Here is a 23,582-nt window from a genome sequence, read left to right on the forward strand (position 1 = left end):
ACGTTGTGGGGGCCAGCTGTTCTTTGCCGAAGGAGTCACGTTGCTTCGCCGACGCCGCGACCGCGAGCGCCCTGAGTTCCGACCGCCGGACCCGCACCCCTCCGGGGCCCGGCCGCCGCAGCTCGACGAGGTGCCCACCCACGTCGCCATCGTGATGGACGGCAACGGACGCTGGGCCAACGCGCGCGGCCTGCCCCGCACCGAGGGCCACAAACGCGGCGAGGAAGTCGTCCTCGACGTGGTCAAGGGCTGCATCGAGGTCGGTGTGCGGTGGCTGTCGGTCTACGCGTTCTCCACCGAGAACTGGAAGCGCAGCCCGGACGAGGTGCGCTTCCTGATGAACTTCAACCGGGACGTCATCCACCGCCGCGTCGACGAACTGGACGCCCTCGGCGTGCACGTCCGCTGGGCCGGCCGGCTGCCGAAACTGTGGCGCAGCGTGGTGAACGAGCTGAAGATCGCCGACGAGCGCACCAAGGACAACGACGTGCTGAACCTGACCATGTGCGTGAACTACGGCGGCCGCGCGGAGGTCGCCGACGCCGCCCGGGAGATCGCCCGGCAGGTCGCGGCCGGCAAGCTCAACCCGGACCGGGTGGACGAGAAGACCATCGCGAAGTTCCTGTACCAGCCCGAAATGCCGGATGTCGACCTGTTCATCCGGCCGTCCGGCGAGATGCGCACCTCCAACTTCATGGTCTGGCAGGCGGCGTACGCCGAAATGGTGTTCCAGGACATCCTCTGGCCGGACTTCGACCGCCGTGACCTGTGGCGCGCCTGCGAGGCGTACGCCAACCGAGACCGGCGCTTCGGGGGCGCGGTCGACGCCTCCGCCGCCAAGGAGACGACATGAGCAGCGAAGCCGCGCGCACGGCCGCGTTGCTCACCAACGCGCGTGACGCCCTCGAGCGCTACCACGAGGTCTTCGTGGACGACGACGGCGCGCTGACCTTCCGGCACACCCAGGTGCCCTGCGCGGTCCAGGCCATGGAACTGGCCGAGGGCCTCAACGTGCTGAGCCTGACGTGCGTCGTCGCGTGGGATCTGCCCGACGAACCGGTCACCGTCGCCTCCGCGGCCGAACGCGGCGGCGAGGCCCTGTTCGGGACGGTCACCGTGGTGCACACTGATCGCGGCATCGACGTCACCCTGCGCTACACGTTCCCCGCGGAGGGCCTTGACGTCACCGCGCTCGGCACGCTGTTGATGTTGGTCGTGTCGGGCGCGTCCCAGCTCCGGATCGACCTACTGGCAGGATCGGATCGTTGACCACGGCTGTCGAAGACCAGCCCACGCGGGAACGCCCGCCCCGGCGGTTCGGCGTCACCTCGCTGGAGATCCTCTGCGTACTGCTGGTGCTCGCGGTGGTGTTCCAAGGCAGCGTGGCCAGCATCCTCGACGTGCCGAAACTGCGCACGGCGTCAACGGTGTTCGTGGCCGTGTGCGTACAGGCACTGCCGTTCCTGGTGCTGGGAGTCGTGCTCAGTGGCGCCATCGCCGCGTTCATCCCGGCGAGCGCGCTGCGGAAAGCGTTGCCACGCAAGCAAATCCTTGCGGTTCCCGTGGCCGGGATCGCGGGCGTTGCGCTCCCCGGATGTGAATGCGCGTCGGTGCCTGTGTCGCGCCGGCTGATCCAACAGGGCGTGCCCGCGTCGGCCGCCTTGGCGTTCCTGCTCGCCGCGCCGGCCGTCAACCCGATCGTGCTCGTGGCCACCGCGGTCGCGTTTCCCGGACGGCCCGAGATGGTGCTCGCCCGGTTCGTCGGCTCGCTGGTCACCGCGATCGTCATGGGCTGGCTGTGGGCCCGGTTCGGCAAGCTCGAATGGATGGCCGAGCGGGCACTGCGACGCCTGCCCGAGCACGTCTCCGGGCCCCGCTGGAAGGTCTTCGTCGAAGCCACCCGGCACGACCTGGTCGGCTCCGCCGGGTTCCTGGTCATCGGCGGCATCACCGCGGCCGCGATGAACGTCTACGTCAAACAGGAATGGCTCAACGCGATCAGCGGGAACATCGTCCTCGGCGTCCTGCTGATGGCACTGCTCGCGGTCATTCTGGCGATCTGCAGCGAGGCGGACGCGTTCGTCGCGGCCTCGTTGTCCATGCTCCCGTTGCTGCCCCGGCTGGTGTTCCTCGTGGTCGGCCCGGTCGTGGACGTCAAGCTGATCGCCCTGCAGGCCGGCACGTTCGGCCGCTCGTTCGCCTTCCGGTTCGCGCCGGTCACGTTCGTCGTGGCGACGGTGTGCGCGGTCGGCACCGGCCTGGTGGTCCTCGGAGGAGTGGGATGAGGCGGGAAACCCAGAACATCCTGCTGGTGCTGCTCGGCGGAGCCCTGCTCAAGATCTCCCTGAACGGCACCTATCTGCGGTACGTCAAACCCACACAGCTGCCCTGGCTGATCGCGGCGGGCACCATCATGGTCGCCGTCGCGTTCATCTCCATCGGCCGCGACATCATCGCCGCTCGCCGCCCGGACGGACCCGTGGACGTCGGCCACCACCACGGCTCGCACAGCACCTGGCTGCTGCTCCTGCCGGTACTCGCGGTCTTCCTGATCGCCCCGCCGGCGCTCGGCGAAGACTCGGTGAACCGCGCCGCCGCCCGCACCCCACCGGCACCGTCCGCATCCTCGTCCGAGGACTTCGGCTTCCCGCCGCTTCCCGCCGGGGACGTCATCGACCAGCGCATGCGCGACTTCGTCGAACGCGCCGCCTGGGACAAGTCAGGCTCCCTGAACACCCGCTCGGTCCGCCTGACCGGCTTCATCGCGCACAAAGGACCGGACACATTCCTGGCGCGCATGACCATCAGCTGCTGCGCGGCCGACGCCTACCCGGTGAAGGTCAAACTCGACGGCCCCAGCCTGGACACCCTCGCCGGCGACCAGTGGGTGCAGGCAACCGTCCGAATCCACCCCGGAACGGCGAACAAGGACACCGCGTACGTGCCAACGGCGACCCTGCAGAACCTCCAACTCACCCAGCAACCAGAAGACCCCTACGAATACTGATTCGATCACACCGCCGACAACTCGCCATCCCCACCCGCTTGGTCGGCGCCGCAGCTGTCACTGCCAGCCGGGTCTCGTCCGTTGTGGGCGGGTTCAGCTCTTCGTACACCCCGCGCAGGTGCCGAAGATCTCCACGGTGTGGCTGACCTCGGAGAAGCCGTTCTCCTCGGCGACGCGGTCGGCCCACTTCTCCACCGCCGGACCCTCCACCTCGACCGTGCGACCGCACATCCGGCACACCAGGTGATGGTGGTGGTGCTGGGAGCACCGCCGGTAGATCGCCTCACCGGTGTCCGTCCGCAGGACGTCCACCTCGCCCGCGTCCGCGAGGGACTGCAGCGTCCGGTAGACGGTGGTCAGCCCGATGCCCTCGCCGCGTTTGCGCAGCTCTTCGTGCAGATCCTGGGCGGACCGGAACTCGTCCAGGTCGTCGAGGAGCTCGGCGACCGCGGCGCGCTGCTTGGTGGACCGGCGAGCCGTGCCCGGGGCGGGCTGGGTGCGGTTCGTGGTGGTCATCAAGCTCGAGCCTCCTCCACGTGCGCCACGGCGTCCACCACGATATGCGACAGATGCTCGTCGACGAGGCGGTACACGACCTCGCGCCCGTGCCGCTCACCCTCGACGACACCGGCCGACTTGAGCACCCGCAGGTGTTGGCTGATCAACGGCTGCGCCACCCCCAGCACGTCGACGAGCTCATGGACACATCGGTCCGACTCACGCAACTGGAGCACGATCGAGATCCGCACCGGCGCGGCCAACGCCCGGAGCAGGTCACCCGCGGCGGTCAGCGTCCCCGGCGCTCGGGGCGGCACCGCCTCCACGTTCGGCCTGTCCTGCTCGTGCGGGACGGACTCCGGGGTTTCCGTGCCTACGCTCGCTGTCCTGTCCAGCATCAGCCGCCGCCTCACTGCCTCGAAGGGTCCGCCGCCGCTCCCAAGTCTAGTCGCTAATGATTTCCGTAGTCGTATTCATCGCAACTGCATGATGGCGACGGCGGCCAGCAGCCCCAGGACGGCCACCCGCATCACCCGGTCGGACGGCGAGAGCACCTTCCAGGTGACGGCCAGCAGGATCGCCACCCCCACCCCAAGGACACCCAACAGGATGGCACCGACCGCGCCGCCCACCGCGACCCCGGCTGCGAACAAGCCGACAACCACGACGAACACCACGAGCGGACGCACCTTGGCCAACGGGCCGTCCCCGGCGAGCAATGGCGCCCGCATGTTCCTTCTGCCTGGCACGGCGGCCTCCTCAGCTCGGCGATACCGTGTCGCCACATCCTAGGAAAGACGGGAAAGAGGTCGACACCCGTGCTGTTGGTCTGCGGTTTCACCGTGCCCGACGCCGAAACCGCCGAGTTCACGGCGCAGGCGAACCGTTCGATCGAACTGCTGACGGCACAGCAAGGCTGCCAACGAGCCCTCCTGGGCCACTCAGCGGACGAACCCACCCAATGGGTCCTGACAGTCGAGTTCGCCTCGGTGGTCGCCTACCGCCGGGCAATGTCGCCCTTCGACGTGCGCGAACACGTCATCCCCTTCCTCTCCCGCGGCGAGGCAGCCGCCTACGAGGTCGTCGCCGACGCCACGGACGGCCACGTCCAACAGCACACCAGCGTGATCGCGACAGACGCGGCCACAGTCCGCCCCAGCGACGCCAGCGGCCCCGCCACACCACGTCCGTGACACCCACCCGTGACACCCAGGTCCGTGAAGTCCAGCGTCGGTGACGTCCAGCGTCCGTGACACCCAGCGCCGGACAGCCGACGCGGGCAGCAGGCTGTGCGCGCTGCCGTCCAGCTAGGCGCCAGCCACCCCGCCGAAGTGGGTTGGTGGAGCCCCGCCGGGGTGCGGGCGGGGCGTCCGTTGGCGCGTTGGCGCTGGTCAGGCCGCGTGCTCGCACGTTGGGCAGGTACAGTCGGCGCACGTGCAGTTCGCGCACGTGTCCGCGCACCCGTTGCAGGCGCAGGTCGCGTGGTTGCAGGTCGGACATACGCAGTCCGCGCAGGAGCAGACCGCGCACGAGTCCGAGCAGTGCGGACACGCGCACACGTCGCACTCGTCGTAGTGGACTCCGTCGGCGGTTACGTGTTCGCGGTGCACGTGGCCGTCGTGGAGGTAGTCGACGTGGTCGGTGTGGAGAACTGCGTCGTGCCCGCAACCAGGCCCGTGGGTGTGGCGGTGGCTTTCGGCCTGGCGGTGCGCGACTGTCGTCATATGTTGGTCCTTTCGGCGGTATCCTCTCTACTGAATGGTCGTATGCGTATCCGTGCATCACAACTCGGATCCGTGACGATCAAGCCGATGGGGTGATAGGGGAATCCCCTCGTGGTGGACGGTGACCGGCGGCTACGCTGACATCTCCCCGAGCTGTTCCCCGCGTACCTGTATGGAGTGTTCGTGCCCGCCGATCGGATCGATACCGTCGTCAGCCTGTGCAAGCGTCGTGGCTTCGTCTACCCGTCCGGTGAGATCTACGGTGGCACGCGGTCGGCCTGGGACTACGGTCCGCTGGGTGTCGAGTTGAAGGACAACATCAAGCGGCAGTGGTGGAAGGCCGTCGTCCAGGGCCGGGACGACGTGGTCGGCCTCGACTCGTCGGTCATCCTGCCCCGCGAGGTGTGGGTGGCCTCCGGCCACGAGAAGGTCTTCACCGACCCGCTGGTGGAGTGCCTGAGCTGCCACAAGCGGTTCCGCGCCGACCAGCTCGCCGACGAGTACCAGGAGCGCTCGGGCAAGCCCACGGACGAGGGCGACCTGTCCGACGTGCCGTGCCCGAACTGTGGCACCCGCGGCCAGTACACCGCACCACGCGCCTTCAACATGATGCTCAAGACCCACCTCGGCCCGGTCGAGACCGAGGAGGGCATGGTGTACCTGCGGCCGGAGACCGCTCAGGGCATCTTCGTCAACTTCCTCAACGTGCAGACCACCTCCCGTCGTAAGCCGCCGTTCGGCATCGGCCAGATCGGCAAGTCGTTCCGCAACGAGATCACCCCGGGCAACTTCATCTTCCGAACCCGCGAGTTCGAGCAGATGGAGATGGAGTTCTTCGTCGAGCCCGGCACCGACGAGCAGTGGCACCAGACATGGATCGACCTGCGCTTGGCCTGGTACACGGACCTGGGCATCAGCCCGGACAACCTCCGGGTGTACGAGCACCCACAGGAGAAGCTCTCGCACTACTCGAAGCGGACTGTGGACATCGAGTACCGCTACGGCCTGGCCGGTGGCGAGTGGGGCGAGCTGGAGGGCATCGCCAACCGCACCGACTTCGACCTGACCACGCACTCCAACCAGTCGGGTGTGGACCTGTCGTACTTCGACCAGACCACGGACTCCCGCTACCGCCCGTACGTCATCGAGCCGGCTGCCGGCGTTGGCCGGTCGATGATGGCGTTCATGCTCGACGCCTACTACGAGGACGAGGCGCCGAACGCCAAGGGTGGTGTGGACAAGCGCGTGGTGCTGCGCCTGGACCGCAGGCTCGCACCGGTGAAGGTCGCTGTTCTTCCCCTTTCCCGCAACGCGGAGCTGTCCCCGAAGGCAAGGGACGTGGCCGCGCAGCTGCGTCGCAACTGGAACACGGACTTCGACGACGCCGGCGCGATCGGCCGCCGGTACCGCCGTCAGGACGAGATCGGCACTCCTTTCTGTGTGACGGTCGACTTCGACTCCCTGAACGACCAGGCAGTGACCGTTCGCGAGCGGGACAGCATGACCCAGGAGCGGATCTCCATCGACAAGCTGGAGGCCTACCTGTCCGCCCAGCTCCCAGGCTGCTGACCCACTAGGGAAAGCGGCCGCCTCGGGAACGCGCTGACAACTGGCGTTCAGCTCCGCTTGCGTAACGACCTTCGTGATCGTCGCAAGCCAAGGGTCTGGATCACGGGCAATGGCTGTGGTCTGTCGCCTGCCGTACGTGGCACGGGTGGCGACAAAGTGGACTATGACGGCGGTTGATGGGCGACCTCCAGGTCAGTTGGGCAAGTACGGGTCTCGAGGCCCGACGGTTCGCGTCGGCTTCGATGACCGCTGAGGGATCCGCGTCCTCGGCGCGGCGGTGCGTCACCTGGGCCAGCGCGGCCCTGGTGCCTCGTCGGTCGGCTCGGTGGCCAGAATCGGCCTGGGTATGGCATCGGCGGTGAAGCCATCCCGCTCGAACACCTCGTCAATGACGGCGACCAGGGCCAACCGATTGCTCGGCAGCCTCGGCCAGGGCGGCACTGGCTGTGTTACTGGGCAAGGCTCGCGGGGAGTTTGACGGGCTTGTGGTCCTGGATCGGTGTTCGCGTGGGTATCTGGCGGGTTGTAGTAGTGGGGTGGGTGTTCGCGCGGGGTGTCCGGCTGGATGTGGTCTTGGGCAAGCCTTCGCGCGGGGTGTCCGGCGAAGCCGTGGTGCTGGGTAGGCCTTGTGTGAGGTGCTCAGCGGGGCCCGTGGTGCTGGGTAAGCCTTGAGTGAGGTGCCCAGCGGGGCCCGTGGTGCTGGACAAGCCTTGAGTGAGGTGCCCAGCGGGGTGGTGGTCTTGGGCAGGGCCTTGTGCGGGTTGTGATCTTGGGTAGGCCTCTGTGCCGGGTGTCCGGCGGGGCTGTGGTGCTGGGCGGGGCTTTGCGCCGGGTATCTGGCGGGGCTGTAGCGCTGGGCCTGCCTAAGTGCGGGCTGTCTGGTGGGTTGTGGTGCTGGGCCGGGCATTGCGCGGGTTATCTGTTGAGGTTGTGGTGCTGGACCGGGCTTCGTGCCGGATGTCTGGTGGGGCTACGGTGCTGGGCCCGCCTTGTGTGGGATGTTCGGCGGCCCGTGACCCCGGCAATCCCCCGCGCAAGGCGTTGAGATGGGCCGTAGTGCTGGGGTGTTCGCGCAGGACGTTCAGAAAGCCGTGATCCCGGACGATCCATCACGCAAAGCGGCGGGGTCCTGATCTACGGAGGGCTTTGTGGCTCAGGCAAGGCGTGCGGTGGACGCGTCCACCGCTGGCCATCGACGATCGCGAGGCCGCACACCGAACCCTGGGCGATCCGTAGACGGCTTCCACCTTGGTGCGCGTCCTGGACAACCAGACCCTAGGTTCCGCATACGGCCAACTCCGGGCTGGCTTGGCGGTGTGCGGCTCGCAGGTCGTCGATCACTGTGTCCGGGCTCGCTCGGATCTGGGTGGCCGCGGTGTGCACTACTCGCAGACCCTGGGCGGCCAGCAGTGAACCCCGTTTCAGCGCGGTCGGGTAGCTGGCCGGCAAGGGGTCGAAGTCGAAACTGTGCACGTCCCACGCCAGGCCGATGTCCTCCCACGTGCCGGTGACCGTCCCGAGTGGATTGCCCGCCGGGTCGGCCACGGGCACGTCCCACTGAGGCGGCGGCAGGCCGGCTCGCTGAACGAGCAACTGCGCGGATCTTGTGACGTCGGCATGGATACGCACGCCGATCTCGTGCAACGCCCGTTTGGGCAATGGTGCCCGTCCGCCGCCCACTACCAGTTCGTTGTGCAGCTCGTCGAGCCGAACACCGTGCTGGAACACGACTTCCTTGAACAATGTGAACACCTCCTGGTATGCGGTCATCCGCCGCGCCGTGTCCATCGCGGCACGGGCGAGCGGGGCGACGAGCAGCCCCTGTCTCATCATGGGTCTGGGCGGTGTCGGGGTTCGCTCCACCCGGATCGTCGTGATACCGCGGACGCGGTGGTTCCGTGGTACCAGCAGATGAATCCTTTCGTTCACTGTGGACATTCGGACTCCGTGCAGCGCGAGGGCGTCCGGCCCGGTCACTATCGAGCCGCCGATGTAGAGGAGCGCACCCTGCACTTTCTGCCGTCGGGTGGGAGCGGTGTTCGTGAGCTGGACCACCCCCGGGTACAGCCGCTGCCAAGGGCCGCTGGGCGCACAGTTTCCCTTGATGGTGGCGGCTGGCAGGCCGAGGTGGACCAGCGCGGCCGCTGGGGCGACCTCGTGGGGGAACACAGTGGACAGTGCGGTCAGGTCGATGAGTCGTCGGTTCGTCATGGGTTCAGCGTTCCGGTGTGGTGGGTGGGGCGCCAGGGGGTTGGGGTCATCTGTGGATAACTCGGGACATGGGGATAACTTGGCCGTTGTGCGGGGTCGTTGGCCGGGGTTTGTCGGTGCCGTGGTGTATGGGGCCCACGACAGATGTCATGGGTCAGGTCGTGACGCTCGACCTGCGCGGGATCCCCGTGGATGCCGCAGAGTACGAAGCGTGAAGGAACTCGGAGCCGCGGTCTATGTCGCGGGACTACGCAAGCACTATGGCGATGTGAAGGCCGTTGACGGGATCGACCTGATGATCGCGCCCGGCGAGGTCGTCGCCCTGCTGGGGCCGAACGGCGCCGGCAAGTCCACCACGGTCGACATGCTGATCGGCCTGAGCAAACCGGACGTGGGCGAGATCCGGGTGTTCGGCAACGAGCCGAGTCGCGCGGTCGCCGAGGGGTCGATCGGCGCGATGCTGCAGAACGGCACGCTGCTGGACGATGCGACGGTTGGGGAGACCGTCGCCATGATCGCCTCTTTGCACCGCGCGCCGATGACAGTGAGCGAGGCGATGCGGCGGGCCGGCGTGGAGGAGTTCGCCGACCGCCGCTGCAACAAGCTCTCCGGCGGGCAGAAGCAACGCGTCCGGTTCGCGGTCGCGCTGGTGTCCAATCCGGACCTGCTCGTCCTGGACGAGCCGACCGCGGCCATGGACGTCGGCACCCGGCGCGAGTTCTGGGCCTCGATGCGGGAGTTCACCGACGCCGGCCGTACCGTCCTGTTCGCCACCCATTACCTCGACGAGGCCGAGGAGTTCGCCGACCGCGTCGTCCTGATGCGCCAAGGGCAGATCGTCGCGGACGACAGCGTGGCGAAGGTCCGCGCGATGGCCTCCGGCCGCACGATCAGCGCGGTGCTGCCGGACGTCCCGGTCGAGCAGCTCACGCAGTTGCCCGGGGTGATCGACGTCGCCCGCCGCGCCGAGCGGGTCGAGTTGGTGTGCGCCGACTCCGACCGCACGTTGCGGGCGCTGCTGAACGCCCACCCGCACGTCCATGACATCGAAATCAGCGCGGCCGGCCTGGAAGAGGCCTTCCTCGCGCTGACCGCGAAGGAGAACTCCTGATGAGCCTCGGATACCTGGTCCTGGAGATCAAGCGGGCGGTCCGCGCCGGCCGGTTCCTGATCTTCACCGTGGCCCTGCCGATCTTGATGTTCATCTTCCTCGCCGGGGTCTACGGCAACAACAACACCGACCAGCGAACCGCGCTGATGATCAACATGACGACCTGGGGGGCGTTCGCCGCCGCCCTGTTCGCCGGGGCGCGGGTCGCCATCGAACGGGACGCCGGCTGGCAACGGCAGTTGCGGCTGACGCCACTCACCGGCGGCGGCTACCTGGGCGGCAAGGGCGTCGTCGGGATGATCGTCGCGGTGCCCGCGGTCGTCCTTGTGCCACTCATCGGAGCCATCGGCGAAGGCGTCCATCTCAACGCCGGTCAATGGGCGCAGGTGACTGTCGGCGTATGGCTGGCTGTGATCCCGATGGTGCTGCTGGGGCTGCTGCTTGGCCAGTACGGCACGGCGGACAGCATGCAAGCCATCACCGGTGTGCTCATGCTGGTCCTGGCCATGTTCGGTGGCTTGTGGGTGCCTCTTGACGCGCTGCCGAGCGTCTTCGGCACTATCGCCCGGATCCTGCCGACGTACTGGATGAACCAGATCGGCAGCACCGCCATCGGGTCGAGCAGGGAACACCTGTCGACCGCGGTGCTCGTACTGCTCGGATGGACCGTGGTGTTCGGTGTGCTGGTCGTCCGGCGCTACCGGCAGGACAGCGCGCGTAGGTGACGGGGCCGTACGTTATGGACGTGACTGAGTCGTTCCGGAGCTGGCCTGAGCCGCAGTTCTCGTACCGGCGTCCGCTGGCTGTCGTGCTGATTCCCGGCGCTTTCCTGTTCTTCCTGGCCGAGGCCGTCGTGGACGCGTTCCGCCTGCACTCGGGATGGGTCAGTGCCGGTGTCGTGATCTGTGTGGTCGTCTACGCGGCGACCTACCTGTTCGCGATCTGGCAGGGCCTGCGCGTGTCCCGCGTGTCCCGGGTGCTGCTGGTCCTGGTGCTGACGGTCTGCCCGGTCGCCATCGCGTCGATGATGAACGCGTCGGATCTCACGTACCTGACGTATGCGATCGTCACGGCGCTCCTGCTGCTGCCGCCGGTCGCCGGCACTGTCTACGGTGTGGCCGCCACTCTCGCCGAGTTGATGGCCACGAACATCGCGCACGGCGCGCCGGACTGGCGGGGCGGTCTGGTCCTGATCGTGATGACCGTCGCCATGCTCTCGGTCCGCGGCTTCGCCCGGCAGACCGACGAGCTGGCGCTGGCCCGTGAGGAGATCAAGATGCTGGCGGTGGCCGAGGAACGCGCCAGGGTCGCCCGTGACCTGCACGATGTGCTCGGCCACAGCCTCACCACGATCACCGTCAAGGCCGGTCTGACGCGCCGGATCCTGGAGAGCTCGGGAGACGTCGAGCGCGCGCTGGAGCAGGTCCACGATGTCGAGCGGTTGTCCCGTCTGGCGCTGACCGAGATCAGGGCGACCGTGTCGGGATACCGGAAGGTGTCGTTGCCCGCGGAGATCGCCGGTGCCAAGGCCGCGCTGACGGCGGCCGGGATCTCCGCCGAGCTGCCGCAGGCCGTCGACGACGTTCCCGGCGAGCTGCAGGAACCGTTCGGTTACGTGCTGCGGGAAGGCGTGACGAACGTGATCAGGCACAGCGGCGCCAGCCGATGTTGGATCCGGCTCGGCCAGTCGTGGATCGAGATCACCGACAACGGCACCAGTAAGTCTACTGTGGACAGCGGGAACGGGTTGTCTGGGCTGCGGGAGCGGTTGGCCAAGGTCGGTGGCCGGCTGACGGCCGCACGCGGCGGGGAAGGCGGGTTCGTGTTGCGGGCCGAGGTGTCGGCGTCATGATCAGGATCCTGCTGGCCGACGACCAGACCCTGGTACGTGGCGCGCTCGCGGCCATGCTCGGCCTCGAAGCCGACATGGAGGTGGTGGCCGAGGTCGGCACCGGTGAGGACGTGGTCCCGGCCGCGCAACGCACCAGGCCGGATGTGGCGCTGCTGGACGTCCAGATGCCTGGCAAGGACGGCCTGACCGCCGCGGCCGAACTCAGGACGGCCCTGCCTGGCTGCAAGGTCGTCATGTGCACGACCTTCGGCCGCCCCGGATACCTCAGCCGCGCGCTCGCCGCTGGCGCCGCTGGCTTCGTCGTCAAGGACGCGCCTCCGGAGCAGCTCGTCGAGGCGGTCCGCCGCGTGCACGCGGGGCTTCGCGTCGTGGATCCGTCGTTGGCGGCGGAGTCACTGGCCACCGGCCAGAGTCCGTTGACCATCCGGGAACGCGAGGTCCTGGCCGAGTCCAGCGACGGCGGCACCATCGCCGACATCGCCCGGTCCCTGCACCTTTCCGAGGGGACGGTTCGCAACCACCTGTCGTCGGCGATCGGTAAGACGGGTGCCCGAACCCGGGCTGAGGCTGCCCGCCTGGCGGAGGAGCGTGGCTGGCTGTGACGAAACGTATTTCCAACTGGCTCGATTGACCGGTTACGTATTCGTCCAATCGATAGTGGAAGCTTCCAGAATGCGACGTTGCAACGCCATCAAGCTGGTGAATTAAATCTCGTCTGAATGGGCTCCCGGGCGCCCGGCCGCATATGAGAATGGTCGGGTGAAGTCGGTTCGGGGAGGTTCACCTTCATGACGAAAGGCGAGAGACCGCCTTCCAATGCTTTCTCGGGTGTCGTGCAGGGGTCGGTGGTGCAGGCGGGGTCCGTCGGACACGTGACGATCCATCAGGCGACCCCTCGCCACACCGTTCCATCCCAGCTGCCCGCGCCGTCACCGTCGTTCACCAGCAGGGACGATGAACTGGCCCAGCTGCGGCAGTGGCTGGACACCGAGCCGGACGGACCGTTGCTCGTGGTCGTCAGTGGTGCCGGCGGGGTTGGGAAGACAACGCTCGCGCTTCGCTGGCTGCATGACGCGCGGGACAGGTTTCCGGATGGTCAGCTGTATGTCGATCTCGGCGCGTTCGCGCCGACCGGGCCGGTCGAGCCCGAGCAGGTGCTGGAGTGGTTCCTGCTCGCGCTGGGCGTGCCCGCCACGACCATGCCGCAGGGACTGGCACAGCGGGAGGCGACGTACCGCTCGCTGACGGCGGATCGCGCGGTCGCCGTGCTGCTCGACAACGCGTACTCCGCCGCGCAGGTCAGGCCGCTGCTGCCGGCCACGAGCCGCAGTGTTGTCGCGGTCACCAGCCGGTGGCGGCTGGCCGGGCTGCGGCTCAACGGCGCCCGGTTCATCGAGCTCGATCCCATGTCCGTGGACGACTCGATGCGAATGCTCGACACCATTGTCGGCGCCGAACGGTTCACCGACGAACCCGGTCAGGCGGAGGAGCTCGCGAGGCTGTGCGGTGGCATGCCGATCGCGTTGTCCGTGGTCGGGGCACGGTTGTCGGCGTATCCGCACCGCTCGGTGTCCAGGGAACTGCAGAGCCTGCGCGGCGCCGACCGGCTCGCCACGCTCACGGTCGACGAGTCGTCCGTGGCAGCGATCTTCGACGTGTCCTACGCCGAGTTGCCGATCCTCGAGCAGCGGACGTACCGGATCTGCGCGTTGCACCCCGGTTCGGTGTTCGGGCTGGACGTGGCCGCCGCCGCGGTCGGGGACACGTCCGACGACATCGAGGACTCGTTGGCCGACCTGGTGGACCGGAACCTGATCAAGGAGATCGCCGACCGCCGGTTCCGCTATCACGACCTGTTGCTGGTGCACGCCCGCCAGCAGGTGCGCGGGGACGAACGGGAACCCGCCGTGCAGCGGATGATCGAGTGGTATCTGAACCAGTCGGTCGCCGCCGATCTTGTACTCCGCCCGACTCGGCGGCGGGTGGGACCACGGTTCCGCGCGCGGCCCGACGCGGGCTTCACCTCGCAGGCGGACGCGTTGGACTGGCTGACCAGCGAACGCCGCAACATCATGCTCGCCGTCCAGTCCGCGCACGAGTACGGCTGGGACGAGCTGACCTGGGAGTTCTGCGAGGCGTTGTGGGGGTTCTACCTGTACGTCAGGAACTATGACGACTCGCTGAAGGTACACGCGCTCGGCATTCCCGCGGCGATCCGTTGTGGGGACGCCAATGCCGAGGCACAGTTGCGCGCTCAACTCGCCTCGGCGTTGACGAACCTACGTCGTTACGACGAGGCGATCCACGAGTGTCACCTCGCGTTGCGCCTTGCCGACGAGTTGCACGACGAGGCGATCAAGGCGGTCGTGCTTGGCGAGTTGGCCGGAGCTGTCGGAGGCACAGGTGACCTGACAGGCGCCCTCGAACACCTGACGGAGGTCAGACAGATCCGACTACGGATCGGCACCGAACGAGCCGCTGCCCAGACCCAACGCAGGATCGGTGAGGTGCTTGTCCGCCTGCACCGCTATGACGAGGCCATTGTCGCCTTGCGGGAAGCGGCCGACGCCATGGCGTCGCTCGACCGCGTCCAACGTGGGCACGCGTTGAACAGTCTCGGCGCCCTGTATCTGCGTCTCGACAAGCTCGACGAGGCCGTGTCGCCGTTGACCGAAGCCCTGGAGATCGCCCGTGAACTGGGTTCCGCCCACTACGTCGCCGGGGTTGAGGTCGCGCTGGGGGACGTCGCCTGGGCCCGTGGCGACGTCGCTGAAGCGCGGTCGAACTGGTCGACGGCCATGAGTACGTACTCGGCCAGTGGCGACCCGAAGGCGGCGGACGTCGCCAAACGACTAGAACGCAAGTCACCTCCGTCCACGAGCGAGACGTAGGCCGCGACGGCGACGCGGACGATGTCGTTGGTGGGGACGAACATCCGCTGGTCCGGCCGGGCGGCCAGCAGCACGCCCTGGCCCGCCACACCGACCGCGACGACGACACACCCGGTCAGCTCGGCCAAGGTGGCGATGGCTAGGTCGGCCGCCGCCACCACGGTCGGTTCGTCCGCGTGGATGATCACGTCGGCCAGTTGAGGCGACATGGCCGCACCGGCTCAGGAGACGGGACCGGCAGCACCTGAGCGGGCGCCGCGGGTTCGGGGAGACGCAGCAGCCGGTACATGGCGCTGCGGAGGATCGCCGCCGTCTGCCCAGGCCGGGACGTGACGAACTTGGCGAAGTGGCGACCGCGCGGCTTCGCGTTGTCGAGTTGCGGTAGGAGATCGCGGTCCAGGTCGAGCACGGGGGCAACCTTGGCGAGCCGGTCGGCGACACTTCCGCACCGGATGTTGTCGCTCGGGAATGTGCCGAGAGTGACGCGCTTGCCGAGGGCGGCGGCGTACTGGGTGGTGGACCCGTGGTCGCCGATGACGTGGTCGCTCGCGATCATGGTGGCCCGCCAGCCTTCCTCCGGCGGGATCAGCAGCAGCCCGTTCGCGACACAGTCCGACAACCACGCAGTCACCTGCCAACGGCCGTGCGCCGCCCATGCCGACGGATGCAGGACCAGCGCCACCCGCTGGTTCGTTCCGGTGGACTCCGCCAGCAGGCGCTGGCACAGCTCGGAGTGCTGACCGAACATGGACTCCGATGACCAGGTCGAGCTCACCGTGACCAGCCGTTCTTGGTCCGAGACGCCGAGCGCGCGGCGGTACTCGTCGCGCAGGGAAACGCTTGCGGCCATCCGGTCGTAGCAGATGTCACCGGCGACCACGGCCACCGGCAGCGCTTCCGGGCAGGAGCGGCGAAGCGCGCGCATTTCGACGTCGTGGGTCAACGCCAGCGTCGCGGGGATCAGCCTGCCTCGATGGGTCAACGTCTCGCGGGCGAGGCCGGCGAACGGCAGGCCGCTCGGGCCCGCCCGCCGACTCCGCAGTCGGGACATCAGGCTGCCGACGCCGTGTGGGACCACGAGAATCTGGCCGCGTACCTGCTCAAGTCCGACCGGGCTGGCCGCGAGCACCAAGTCGAACCGATGACTGACGGCCTGGCGCCACGGAAGTACCAGGCCGCCACCGGCCGCCGCGAACTCAGCCGTGCCGTCGTCGGCCGAGTCCACGACGGTGAACATCGTCTGGACGCGATGGTCACCGCTGACCAACGGAAGCAGATCGCGCAGCCGGGTGCCGGCCGCCATCGTCGGGATCACGACCAGGACGGTCTTGCAGCCCGCGCGGGTGACGCGAAGCTCGGCGTCCAGGCCGATCGGCCCACGCAGCCACCGCTCAGCCATGCCGGTCCTCCACAATGGACCCGGCCGAGCAGTCGACGACCGGCGCCTCGAAGCCGGTGACATCCATGTCTTCGTGTTTCGTGACGAGCAGAACCATGTCCGCGCGGCCGGGGCGCACCGGCTGGCTGTACAGCACAGTGCCGTCCGGCAGGGCCAGCCGAGGAACGTGCGGATCGTGATACGAGACCTCGGTGCGTGCGCGCAGCTCGTCCAGAATCCGTACAGCCGCGGACCTGCGCACGTCACCGACGCCCGGCTTGTAGGCCACGCCGGCGACGAGAACACGGCCGTTGCAGGTCAGACGGCGGGCGATGCTGGTGGGCATCGAGTCGTTCACCGCGATCGCGGCCTCCACGGTCGACGCCGCGAAGCCGTGTCGGCGGGCGGCAGCGGCGAAGAACTCCGCGCACACCGGGACACAGTCGCCGCCGGCGCCGGGCCCGGGTTCGTGCCGAAGGTAGCCGTACGGCTTCGTGCCCGCGGCCGCCAGCACCTCCCGTACGTCTACATTGGACCGATCGCAGACCGTCGCCAGCTCGTTCGCGAGCGAGATGTTGACCAGGCGGAACGTGTTCTCGAAGACCTTGGTCAGCTCGGCGACCCGGATCGAGCCGACCGGCACCACGGCCTGCCCGACGCTCCGGAGGAACCGGATCGCCGCCGCGAGCCCCTCCGGTGACGGGCTGGCGACCACGCGGGGGACGTCCACCACCGGCTCCTTGCCCGGGTTGATGCGAACCGGCGAATGCGCGACGTGTACGTCGGCGGTGATCCGCGGCAGAACGACCTCGTCCACCATGCCTGGCGGACAGGTGCTCTGCACGATCACCAGGTCGCCCTTTCGCGCCACCGCGGACACCAGGTCGACGGCACTGAGAAGATCTCTGCTTGGCACGCACAGCAGGTGCACCTTGGCCGCTGGAACCGACCCCGTCCGAACCGACAACGGGCCCGTCAGCAAGGACGCGAGCTCGTTCTCCGGGACGGTGGTGCGCCCGGCGCCTGGCCGCACCGCGACGAGCTCCGCGACCCTGGCCGGGCTGTGGTCCACGCCGACCACGGTGAGTCCGTGGCGTGCGGCCGCGACTGCCATGGGCAGGCCGGTGTACCCCAGGCCCACGACGACAACGTCAGGATCCATTTCGAACCTCCTCGACACGTGCCGGGAACCTCCCGGCAGGCACCAGGCTCGGGGCGGACGTGGGACGATCGGCTGACACGATCAAGACAATTCGAGGAACCCGCTGGTCGCGATCCTGATCGTCGGCCGCAAAGGCGCGCGGATTTGTCCCCGGAACCGAAGAGGGACAAATCCGGGTCAGCCAGGGGGTCAGCCCGATGTCAGGTAACGACGGTATTTCGGATCGGCCGGCGCGCTGGTGAGCCCCTGGTGGGCGTGGGCAGAATGGACAATTGTCCGAAGTTCGCCGGCCAGCGAGGGGACGCGCTGGTGGAGATCAATTTCAGGATATTGGGTCCGTCCGCCGTACGTGTTGCTGATCGTTTTGTCGAAGATTGGGCGCACGCGAAACCGCGCGGAATGTTCTCGGTGCTGTTGCTCCGCGCCGGCCAGCCGGTCGGAGTCGACGAGCTGATCGGCTGGATGTGGCCGGACGGGACCGCGCCGGAGAATCCCGCCGGGGCGCTGGTCACCTATCGGAAGCGGATCACGGCGGGACTGAGCCGGATGGCCGATCCGCCGAGGATTCACCTCCGCAACCGGACGTACCTGCTGGAAGTCGATCGGGAGGAGATCGATTTCCACGAATTCCGCAACTGCGCCGACAAGGCGAGGTCCGCCACCCGACACGGCGATCACACGAGCGCCGCCCGGATACTCGCCGCCGCGGTGGACGTGTTGTGGCGCGGGACGCCACTACCTGATCTGATCGGTGAACGGGCGGCGAACTGGCGCCAGATGGCGGAGTCGGAACACCTCATCCCGGCACACAACGCGTTGCTCCACAGCCTGTCCGCGCTCAACGAGCACGAGGAGGTGCTGCGTCGGATCGCCGATCTCCGGCTGGAGATACGGACCAGCCTGGCCATGGTCAAACACCGGCTGTCCGCGTTGCACGCCGTGCACCGATTCGAGGACGCGGTGGAATTCTTCCGTTCCCAGTACCGGCGAATGATGTCCGAACGAAACCCGGACGAAGGCGACGCGCTGCGCAGGTTCCACGACGAGTTGTCCACCCGCAGCCGCACCCCCAAGCCGGTCGTGGTCAGTTCCCCGAAGCCGACCGTTGAGACACCTCATCTGCTGCCGAGGGACATCGCCGACTTCACCGGCCGGGAGGACGTGCTGCGACATCTCGACACTGTCACGTCGAACGCGGACGGCTCGCCGGCACCGACCGTCGTCGTCCTTTCCGGACAACCAGGAGTCGGCAAGACGGCGGTCGCCCTGCACTGGGCGCACATGGCGGCGAGCCGGTTCGAAGGCGGACAGCTCTACTGTGATCTCAACGGCTTCGGCGAAGGTGAACCGGTCAACCAGAGTGAAGTAGTGGTGGAATTCCTTACCGCACTGGGCTTCCCCGCCGACCGGATACCGTCGCTCGCGGGCCGGATGGCGAAACTCCGCAGCCTGCTCAGCGGTGCGCGCGCCCTTGTCGTGCTTGACAACGCCCGTGACTCGGAGCACGTGCGTACGTTGCTTGAGTGCCTGTCGAACTGCGCGGTGATCCTCACCAGCCGGCACAGGCTGCGTGGGCTGGCCCGCACGGGAGCCGTCGGGATTCTCCTGCCGCCGTTGACGTATGCCGAAGGCAAGTCCTGGCTGGCGAAATGGCTGGGATCCCGGGCCGACGCCGAGCCCACGGCCGCCAGCGACCTGGTGGCGTTGTGCGGCGGCATCGCCTTGGCGCTGAAGATCATCGTCGAACACACGCACAGCCGCCCCCGCGTGGCACTGGCTGACTTCGTCGAGGAGATGCGGAGCGAACCGCTGAGCCTCGGTGACCACCGGGACGGTCCAGGCGGCAGCGTCCGAGCCGCTCTGGAACAGTCCTATCGCGCCTTGAACTCGGCCGAGCAGCGGCTTTTCCGGTTGTTCGGCGCGAATGCCGGCTCGGACATCAACGTGGCGGCCGCGAGCGCGCTGCTCGGCCAGGATCGCGCGGAGACGAAGTGGTGCCTGGACGCGCTCGTCGACGTGCATCTGTTGACCCAGCCCGAATCCCGCGACCGCTACCGGATGCACGACCTGCTGCGACTGTACGCGCGGGAACTGGTCGAGCGGTCCGACGAGCAGTTCGCCGCGGAGGAGCGGTTGGCGTGCTTCTACTTGTACAGCGCCAACAATGTGGACCGGATCGTGTTCCCACAACAGCGCGGAGTGGACCTTCCGCCGCTGGTCGCGCAAGTTCTCCCGGTGGAGTTCGCCGACGAGGACAAGGCGTTGAAATGGGCCGTCCGTGAGCGGGCGAACATCAACGCGGTGCTGCAACGTTCGGCCACGCGAGGGCTGCACACCTATGTGTCGAAGTTGCCCAGTGTCATCGGCGAGGTGTTCGTACGGCTGGGATACAGCGACGACGTGGCTGCCGCGCTGCGGATGGCGATCCGGTCCGCCCAGGCGGTCGGCAACGCGTTCGACGAGGCGAGTTGGCACGGCAACCTGGCCTTCGTCCGGTTGGGGCGACGCGACTTCGACTCCGCCATGGAGCATGTCTTCGCCGCGCGGGTGATCTTCGAGCGAATTGACGATCCTCGCGGGGTCGCGATCACCGACTATTACATGAGTCGAGTCTTTGTGGAACGGGGAGAAACGGCTCGGGGAATTGAATTCGGTTTGCGGGCGCTGACCGCCCTGCAACGGTTGGAGAACGTCAAAGACGTGGAGACAATCGCCATGTTCCGACTCGCTGAGGCATATCGCCGGGCCGGGAACCTCGACGCCGCCGCGTCATTCTGTCGGGACGCGCTGTCGAACGCCGACCGGATCGGCGATGTCCACACAAGGGGATGTGTCCTCGGCGAACTCGGCATGATCCATCTCGAGTGCGGCGAATACACCGAGGCACGAGGGTATTTGACCAGGGCGCTGGAGATCCTGGGGAACAACGAGGCCGCCCAGGTGGGCCAGATCCACCAGGCGATGGCGGACATTCACTTCGCGCTGAAGGAGTACCAGTCCGCCGAGCGGAGCGCCCGTCAGGCGTTGACGTTCTTCCGGGCCGCTCGCCGGGACGCGGACCAGGCAGGTGCGCTCCGGACGATCGCGGAGGCCGTCTATCGCCAGGCCAGGCACGTCGAGGCGGTGGAGACGTGGATGCTCGCTCTGGCCATCGCGGACACGGTGGGTGAATCGGCTGTCGCTCAGCGGATACGTCGGCGATTGGCCGAGGTCGAGGTGGCGGTTCCGGACATTCCACAAGAACGGACCGACTCGCTACATGAGCGTCCGATAACCGGTTTGACACGATAGATAACGCTTCCCTCACTCGAATGGTGGATGAACCTATGTTTTGCTCTCACACTTTCGAGTGATTTCGTCACCCGGTGGCGAGGTGACGGATCCCTCGCTCGATACAGTGATACCCACCCCGTGTAGATGGGGGGTAGTCTGATCTGGCACACTCTCGACGATCTTCTCGTTCGAACCAGTATCGAGACTCGTAGAGAGACCTTGGTAAACATGCGGACTGTTCTGGTAAGGCTCCTGGTCGCAGCCGCGATTGCCGGTGGCCTGACGTTCGTGGCGTCGCAAAACTTCTTGGCTCCGCCGACGACAACGGAGGCTGGAGCTGTCTCGGTGTCCACGGACTCACAGAATTTCTTGTAGAACTGCAGGTCAGGTGGGCGGCTTTCCGCCCACTACTTTTCTTTGCCGACGTCCGTCTTGGCGCCCTGGCCAGGGCAAAGGCCTACCGTTCGGCCCCCGTGCGAGGGCCGAGGTCGGTCGACCTCACCCGAAACTGTCGGTGGGGTCTGCCATGATGCGACCATGACCATCCCCACCCGATCCGTCGGGACGAAGCGCTGGATCAGGCGTGGCCTGATCGGCTTCGTCCTGATGTTCGCGTTGGTCGTGGGCGGGACGGCGTTCCGGGTGTGGCAGGAGGCCCGGCAGGACGACCGGACCAAGGCGGACGCGGTGGTGGTGCTGGGCGCGGCGCAGTACGCGGGCCGTCCGTCGTCGATCCTGGAGGCACGGCTCGAGCACGCCAAGAACCTGTTCGACACCGGGGTGGCGAGCTACATCATCACCGGGGGCGGCCGGAAGACAGGGGACCGGTACACCGAGGCCGATGCCGGCGTGAAGTGGCTGACCTCGCACGGTGTGCCCAGAGAGAGCGTGATCCCGGTCGGCGAGGGCAACGACACCTTAGGCACCATCCAGGCCGTGGCGCGGCTGGCGGCGCAACGTGGGTGGAACTCCGCGGTGATCGTGAGCGACCCGTGGCATTCCTTACGTGCGCGGACGATGGCACGGAACGCGGGGCTGTCGGTGTGGACGTCGCCGACGCACACCGGGCCGGTCGTGCAGACCCGTGAGATCCAGATCAAGTACATCTTCCGGGAGACCGCGGCGCTGTTGTACTACCGCGTCTTCGACGCTCCGGCAGACGACATCGGTGTGGATCTCGGGTGAAGTACACCGCGCACGACACCGCCAGGTTGTATGACGAGCCGGCGAAGGGCGGTGTGTTACCGGGGGCGGCGCCGTCGCGGCGGAGCCCGTTCTCCCGGGACCGGGCGCGCGTGCTGCATTCGGCGGCGTTACGCCGGCTGGCCGGCAAGACGCAGGTTGTCGGCCCGGGTGAGGGCACCGAGGTGTACGGGGTGCCTCGGACACGGCTCACTCACTCGTTGGAGGTCGCCCAGATCGGCCGGGAGATCGCCGAGGAACTCGGATGTGACCCGGACGTGGTGGACACCGCCGGGCTGGCCCACGACATCGGTCACCCACCATTCGGACATAACGGAGAAAGCGCGCTCGACATGGCGGCGCGGGAACATGGAGGCTTTGAGGGAAACGCACAGACATTACGAATACTGACCCGGCTGGAGCCCAAGGAGCCGGCCGCGGGCCTGAACCTGACCAGGGCGGTGCTGGACGCGACCGTGAAGTACCCGTGGCCGCGGATCGAGGGTCGGCGCAAGTTCGGGGTGTACGCCGACGACCAGGCGGTGTTCGGCTGGATCCGCGAGGGTGCGCCGGAGCGGCGGTGCTGCCTGGAGGCCCAGGTGATGGACTGGTCCGACGACGTGGCCTACTCCGTGCACGACGTGGAGGACGGCGTCCGCGCCGGCCGGATCGCCCTCGGTGTGCTCGCTGACGCGGAGGAGCGGTCGGCCATCGCGGAGCTGGCGGCTGCGCACTTCTCGGCCGAGCCGTTGTCGGAGCTGGAGGCTGCGGCAGCGCACTTGTTGGACCTGTCCGCGGTCGCCGCCGCGGTGGGGTACGACGGTTCGCTGGGCGCCCAGGTCACCTTGAAACGCCTGACCAGCGAGCTGGTCGGCCGGTTCGCGTCGGCCGCCGTCAGCGAGACCAGACGGGTGTACGGCGACGGCGACCTCACCAGGTACGCCGCGGACCTTGTGATACCCAGACAAGCCGCGGTCGAGGTCGCACTGCTGAAGTCGTTGGCGTTGCGGTACGTCATGAGCGACCCAGCACGGCTGGCCATGCAGGAGCGGCAACGAGAACTGCTGACCCAGCTGCTGAAGTCCTTGGAACAGCACGCTCCCGAAGCCCTGGAACCCGCATTCCAGTCCGCATGGCGCACAGCCGCCAACGACAGCGAGCGACACCGCGTCCTGATCGACCAAGTGGCATCCCTGACCGACGCCCAAGCCGTGGCCTGGCACGGAGCCTTCGCACACTGACAGCACAGCACAGCGGCATCGGCTCAGGACCGAGCCGAGCCGCGATATGGCCGCTGCTTCGCAAGTGGCCGCTGTCTCCAGGACCCACGACGGTGGGGCAGCGATAGACCGCAATATTCATGGGCGGCGCATCGGCTACAGCCACACGCCGCCACAGCCACATAAACCCACCACACCGGGCAAAACCAGACGTCGTCGTGGAGACTTATCATCCTCCGGCTGCCCGGCTGCCCGGCTGCCCGGCTGCCCGGCTGCCCGGCTGCCCGGCTGCCCGGCTGCCCGGCTGCCCGGCTGCCCGGCTGCCCGGCTGCCCGGGGTCGCCTTTGCGATAGCTAGTGGGCGCGCTTGACTGGCTAGGCACAGAGCGATATCCCCGACCGCCACCGCCACCGCCACCGCCACCGCCACCGCCACCGCCACCGCCACCGCCACCGCCACCGCCACCGCGGCCCGACCGGACCGACATCCCCTGAGTGACCCGCG

General features: G+C 67.8%; 22 protein-coding genes. 16 read left to right on the forward strand and 6 right to left on the reverse strand.

What is annotated here, in order from left to right:
- Window positions 1-40 precede the first annotated feature (40 nt).
- The 4 genes from EV192_RS44560 to EV192_RS44575 are packed head-to-tail and all read left to right on the forward strand — an operon-like array spanning window position 41 to window position 3,007.
- Window positions 41-853 (forward strand): isoprenyl transferase, encoded by an 813-nt coding sequence (locus EV192_RS44560; RefSeq protein ID WP_132124799.1) that lies wholly within the window; start codon window positions 41-43, stop codon window positions 851-853.
- Window positions 850-1,269 (forward strand): hypothetical protein, encoded by a 420-nt coding sequence (locus EV192_RS44565; RefSeq protein ID WP_132124800.1) that lies wholly within the window; start codon window positions 850-852, stop codon window positions 1,267-1,269. The genes EV192_RS44560 and EV192_RS44565 overlap by 4 nt, the downstream gene beginning before the upstream one ends.
- Window positions 1,266-2,285 (forward strand): permease, encoded by a 1,020-nt coding sequence (locus EV192_RS44570; RefSeq protein ID WP_132124801.1) that lies wholly within the window; start codon window positions 1,266-1,268, stop codon window positions 2,283-2,285. The genes EV192_RS44565 and EV192_RS44570 overlap by 4 nt, the downstream gene beginning before the upstream one ends.
- On the forward strand, window positions 2,282-3,007 hold the full coding sequence (locus EV192_RS44575; RefSeq protein ID WP_132124802.1) for a TIGR03943 family putative permease subunit: 726 nt from the start codon (window positions 2,282-2,284) through the stop codon (window positions 3,005-3,007). Before EV192_RS44570 ends, EV192_RS44575 begins: the two co-directional genes overlap by 4 nt.
- Window positions 3,008-3,100: 93 nt before the next feature.
- Here EV192_RS44575 and EV192_RS44580 read toward each other — a convergent pair whose 3' ends face one another.
- The 3 genes from EV192_RS44580 to EV192_RS44590 form a co-directional block, all read right to left on the reverse strand.
- Window positions 3,101-3,523, reverse strand: coding sequence for a Fur family transcriptional regulator (locus EV192_RS44580; RefSeq protein WP_165960929.1), 423 nt, complete (start codon window positions 3,521-3,523; stop codon window positions 3,101-3,103).
- Complete coding sequence (locus EV192_RS44585) at window positions 3,523-3,903, reverse strand: ArsR/SmtB family transcription factor (RefSeq protein ID WP_132124804.1); 381 nt, start codon at window positions 3,901-3,903, stop codon at window positions 3,523-3,525. Before EV192_RS44585 ends, EV192_RS44580 begins: the two co-directional genes overlap by 1 nt.
- A 75-nt stretch (window positions 3,904-3,978) precedes the next feature.
- Window positions 3,979-4,254: a hypothetical protein gene (locus EV192_RS44590; RefSeq protein ID WP_243727467.1), complete on the reverse strand. Its 276-nt coding sequence runs from the start codon at window positions 4,252-4,254 to the stop codon at window positions 3,979-3,981.
- A gap of 69 nt (window positions 4,255-4,323) precedes the next feature.
- On the opposite strand from EV192_RS44590, the gene EV192_RS44595 reads away from it, so the two are divergent.
- The 3 genes from EV192_RS44595 (at window position 4,324) to EV192_RS44605 (ending at window position 6,798) form a co-directional block, all read left to right on the forward strand.
- Window positions 4,324-4,698 (forward strand): antibiotic biosynthesis monooxygenase, encoded by a 375-nt coding sequence (locus EV192_RS44595; RefSeq protein ID WP_132124805.1) that lies wholly within the window; start codon window positions 4,324-4,326, stop codon window positions 4,696-4,698.
- Between the two features lie 241 nt (window positions 4,699-4,939).
- A complete protein-coding gene (locus EV192_RS57560) occupies window positions 4,940-5,080 on the forward strand; it encodes a hypothetical protein (protein ID WP_207926714.1) in 141 nt (46 codons plus the stop codon).
- 332 nt (window positions 5,081-5,412) lie between these two features.
- Complete coding sequence (locus EV192_RS44605; RefSeq protein ID WP_132124807.1) at window positions 5,413-6,798, forward strand: glycine--tRNA ligase; 1,386 nt, start codon at window positions 5,413-5,415, stop codon at window positions 6,796-6,798.
- A 1,275-nt stretch (window positions 6,799-8,073) separates the two neighbouring features.
- On the opposite strand, the gene EV192_RS44610 is transcribed toward EV192_RS44605, so the two are convergent.
- The gene (locus tag EV192_RS44610) at window positions 8,074-9,009 is read right to left on the reverse strand and encodes a hypothetical protein (RefSeq protein WP_132124808.1); all 936 of its coding nucleotides are present in this window, start codon (window positions 9,007-9,009) and stop codon (window positions 8,074-8,076) included.
- A 211-nt stretch (window positions 9,010-9,220) separates the two neighbouring features.
- Between EV192_RS44610 and EV192_RS44615 the strand changes: the two genes are divergently transcribed.
- The 6 genes from EV192_RS44615 to EV192_RS54355 all read left to right on the forward strand — a co-directional run bounded on the left by EV192_RS44615 (window position 9,221) and on the right by EV192_RS54355 (window position 15,064).
- The gene (locus EV192_RS44615) at window positions 9,221-10,120 is read left to right on the forward strand and encodes an ABC transporter ATP-binding protein (protein ID WP_243727469.1); all 900 of its coding nucleotides are present in this window, start codon (window positions 9,221-9,223) and stop codon (window positions 10,118-10,120) included.
- Window positions 10,120-10,845, forward strand: a complete 726-nt coding sequence (locus tag EV192_RS44620; protein WP_132124810.1) for an ABC transporter permease — start codon at window positions 10,120-10,122, stop codon at window positions 10,843-10,845. Before EV192_RS44615 ends, EV192_RS44620 begins: the two co-directional genes overlap by 1 nt.
- 20 nt (window positions 10,846-10,865) lie before the next feature.
- Window positions 10,866-11,972 (forward strand): sensor histidine kinase, encoded by a 1,107-nt coding sequence (locus EV192_RS44625; RefSeq protein WP_243727470.1) that lies wholly within the window; start codon window positions 10,866-10,868, stop codon window positions 11,970-11,972.
- Entirely contained in the window at window positions 11,969-12,574 is a 606-nt protein-coding gene (locus EV192_RS44630) for a response regulator transcription factor (protein ID WP_132124811.1), read from the forward strand. Before EV192_RS44625 ends, EV192_RS44630 begins: the two co-directional genes overlap by 4 nt.
- Before the next feature lie 186 nt (window positions 12,575-12,760).
- The gene (locus EV192_RS44635; RefSeq protein ID WP_132124812.1) at window positions 12,761-14,863 is read left to right on the forward strand and encodes a tetratricopeptide repeat protein; all 2,103 of its coding nucleotides are present in this window, start codon (window positions 12,761-12,763) and stop codon (window positions 14,861-14,863) included.
- A 30-nt stretch (window positions 14,864-14,893) separates the two neighbouring features.
- A complete protein-coding gene (locus EV192_RS54355; protein WP_165960930.1) occupies window positions 14,894-15,064 on the forward strand; it encodes a hypothetical protein in 171 nt (56 codons plus the stop codon).
- On the opposite strand, the gene EV192_RS44640 is transcribed toward EV192_RS54355, so the two are convergent.
- Entirely contained in the window at window positions 15,048-16,262 is a 1,215-nt protein-coding gene (locus EV192_RS44640) for a hypothetical protein (RefSeq protein ID WP_132124813.1), read from the reverse strand. The two genes, EV192_RS54355 and EV192_RS44640, sit on opposite strands and share 17 nt — an antisense overlap.
- Window positions 16,255-17,403, reverse strand: a complete 1,149-nt coding sequence (locus EV192_RS44645; RefSeq protein ID WP_132124814.1) for a nucleotide sugar dehydrogenase — start codon at window positions 17,401-17,403, stop codon at window positions 16,255-16,257. Before EV192_RS44645 ends, EV192_RS44640 begins: the two co-directional genes overlap by 8 nt.
- A 399-nt stretch (window positions 17,404-17,802) precedes the next feature.
- Between EV192_RS44645 and EV192_RS44650 the strand changes: the two genes are divergently transcribed.
- The 3 genes from EV192_RS44650 to EV192_RS44660 all read left to right on the forward strand — a co-directional run bounded on the left by EV192_RS44650 (window position 17,803) and on the right by EV192_RS44660 (window position 23,099).
- Window positions 17,803-20,694: an ATP-binding protein gene (locus tag EV192_RS44650; protein ID WP_165960931.1), complete on the forward strand. Its 2,892-nt coding sequence runs from the start codon at window positions 17,803-17,805 to the stop codon at window positions 20,692-20,694.
- A gap of 519 nt (window positions 20,695-21,213) precedes the next feature.
- Window positions 21,214-21,861 (forward strand): YdcF family protein, encoded by a 648-nt coding sequence (locus EV192_RS44655; RefSeq protein WP_132124816.1) that lies wholly within the window; start codon window positions 21,214-21,216, stop codon window positions 21,859-21,861.
- Window positions 21,858-23,099: a deoxyguanosinetriphosphate triphosphohydrolase gene (locus EV192_RS44660; protein ID WP_132124817.1), complete on the forward strand. Its 1,242-nt coding sequence runs from the start codon at window positions 21,858-21,860 to the stop codon at window positions 23,097-23,099. The genes EV192_RS44655 and EV192_RS44660 overlap by 4 nt, the downstream gene beginning before the upstream one ends.
- Window positions 23,100-23,582: the final 483 nt, after the last annotated feature.

This window comes from Actinocrispum wychmicini (assembly GCF_004345645.1).
Lineage (GTDB): Bacteria > Actinomycetota > Actinomycetes > Mycobacteriales > Pseudonocardiaceae > Kibdelosporangium > Kibdelosporangium wychmicini.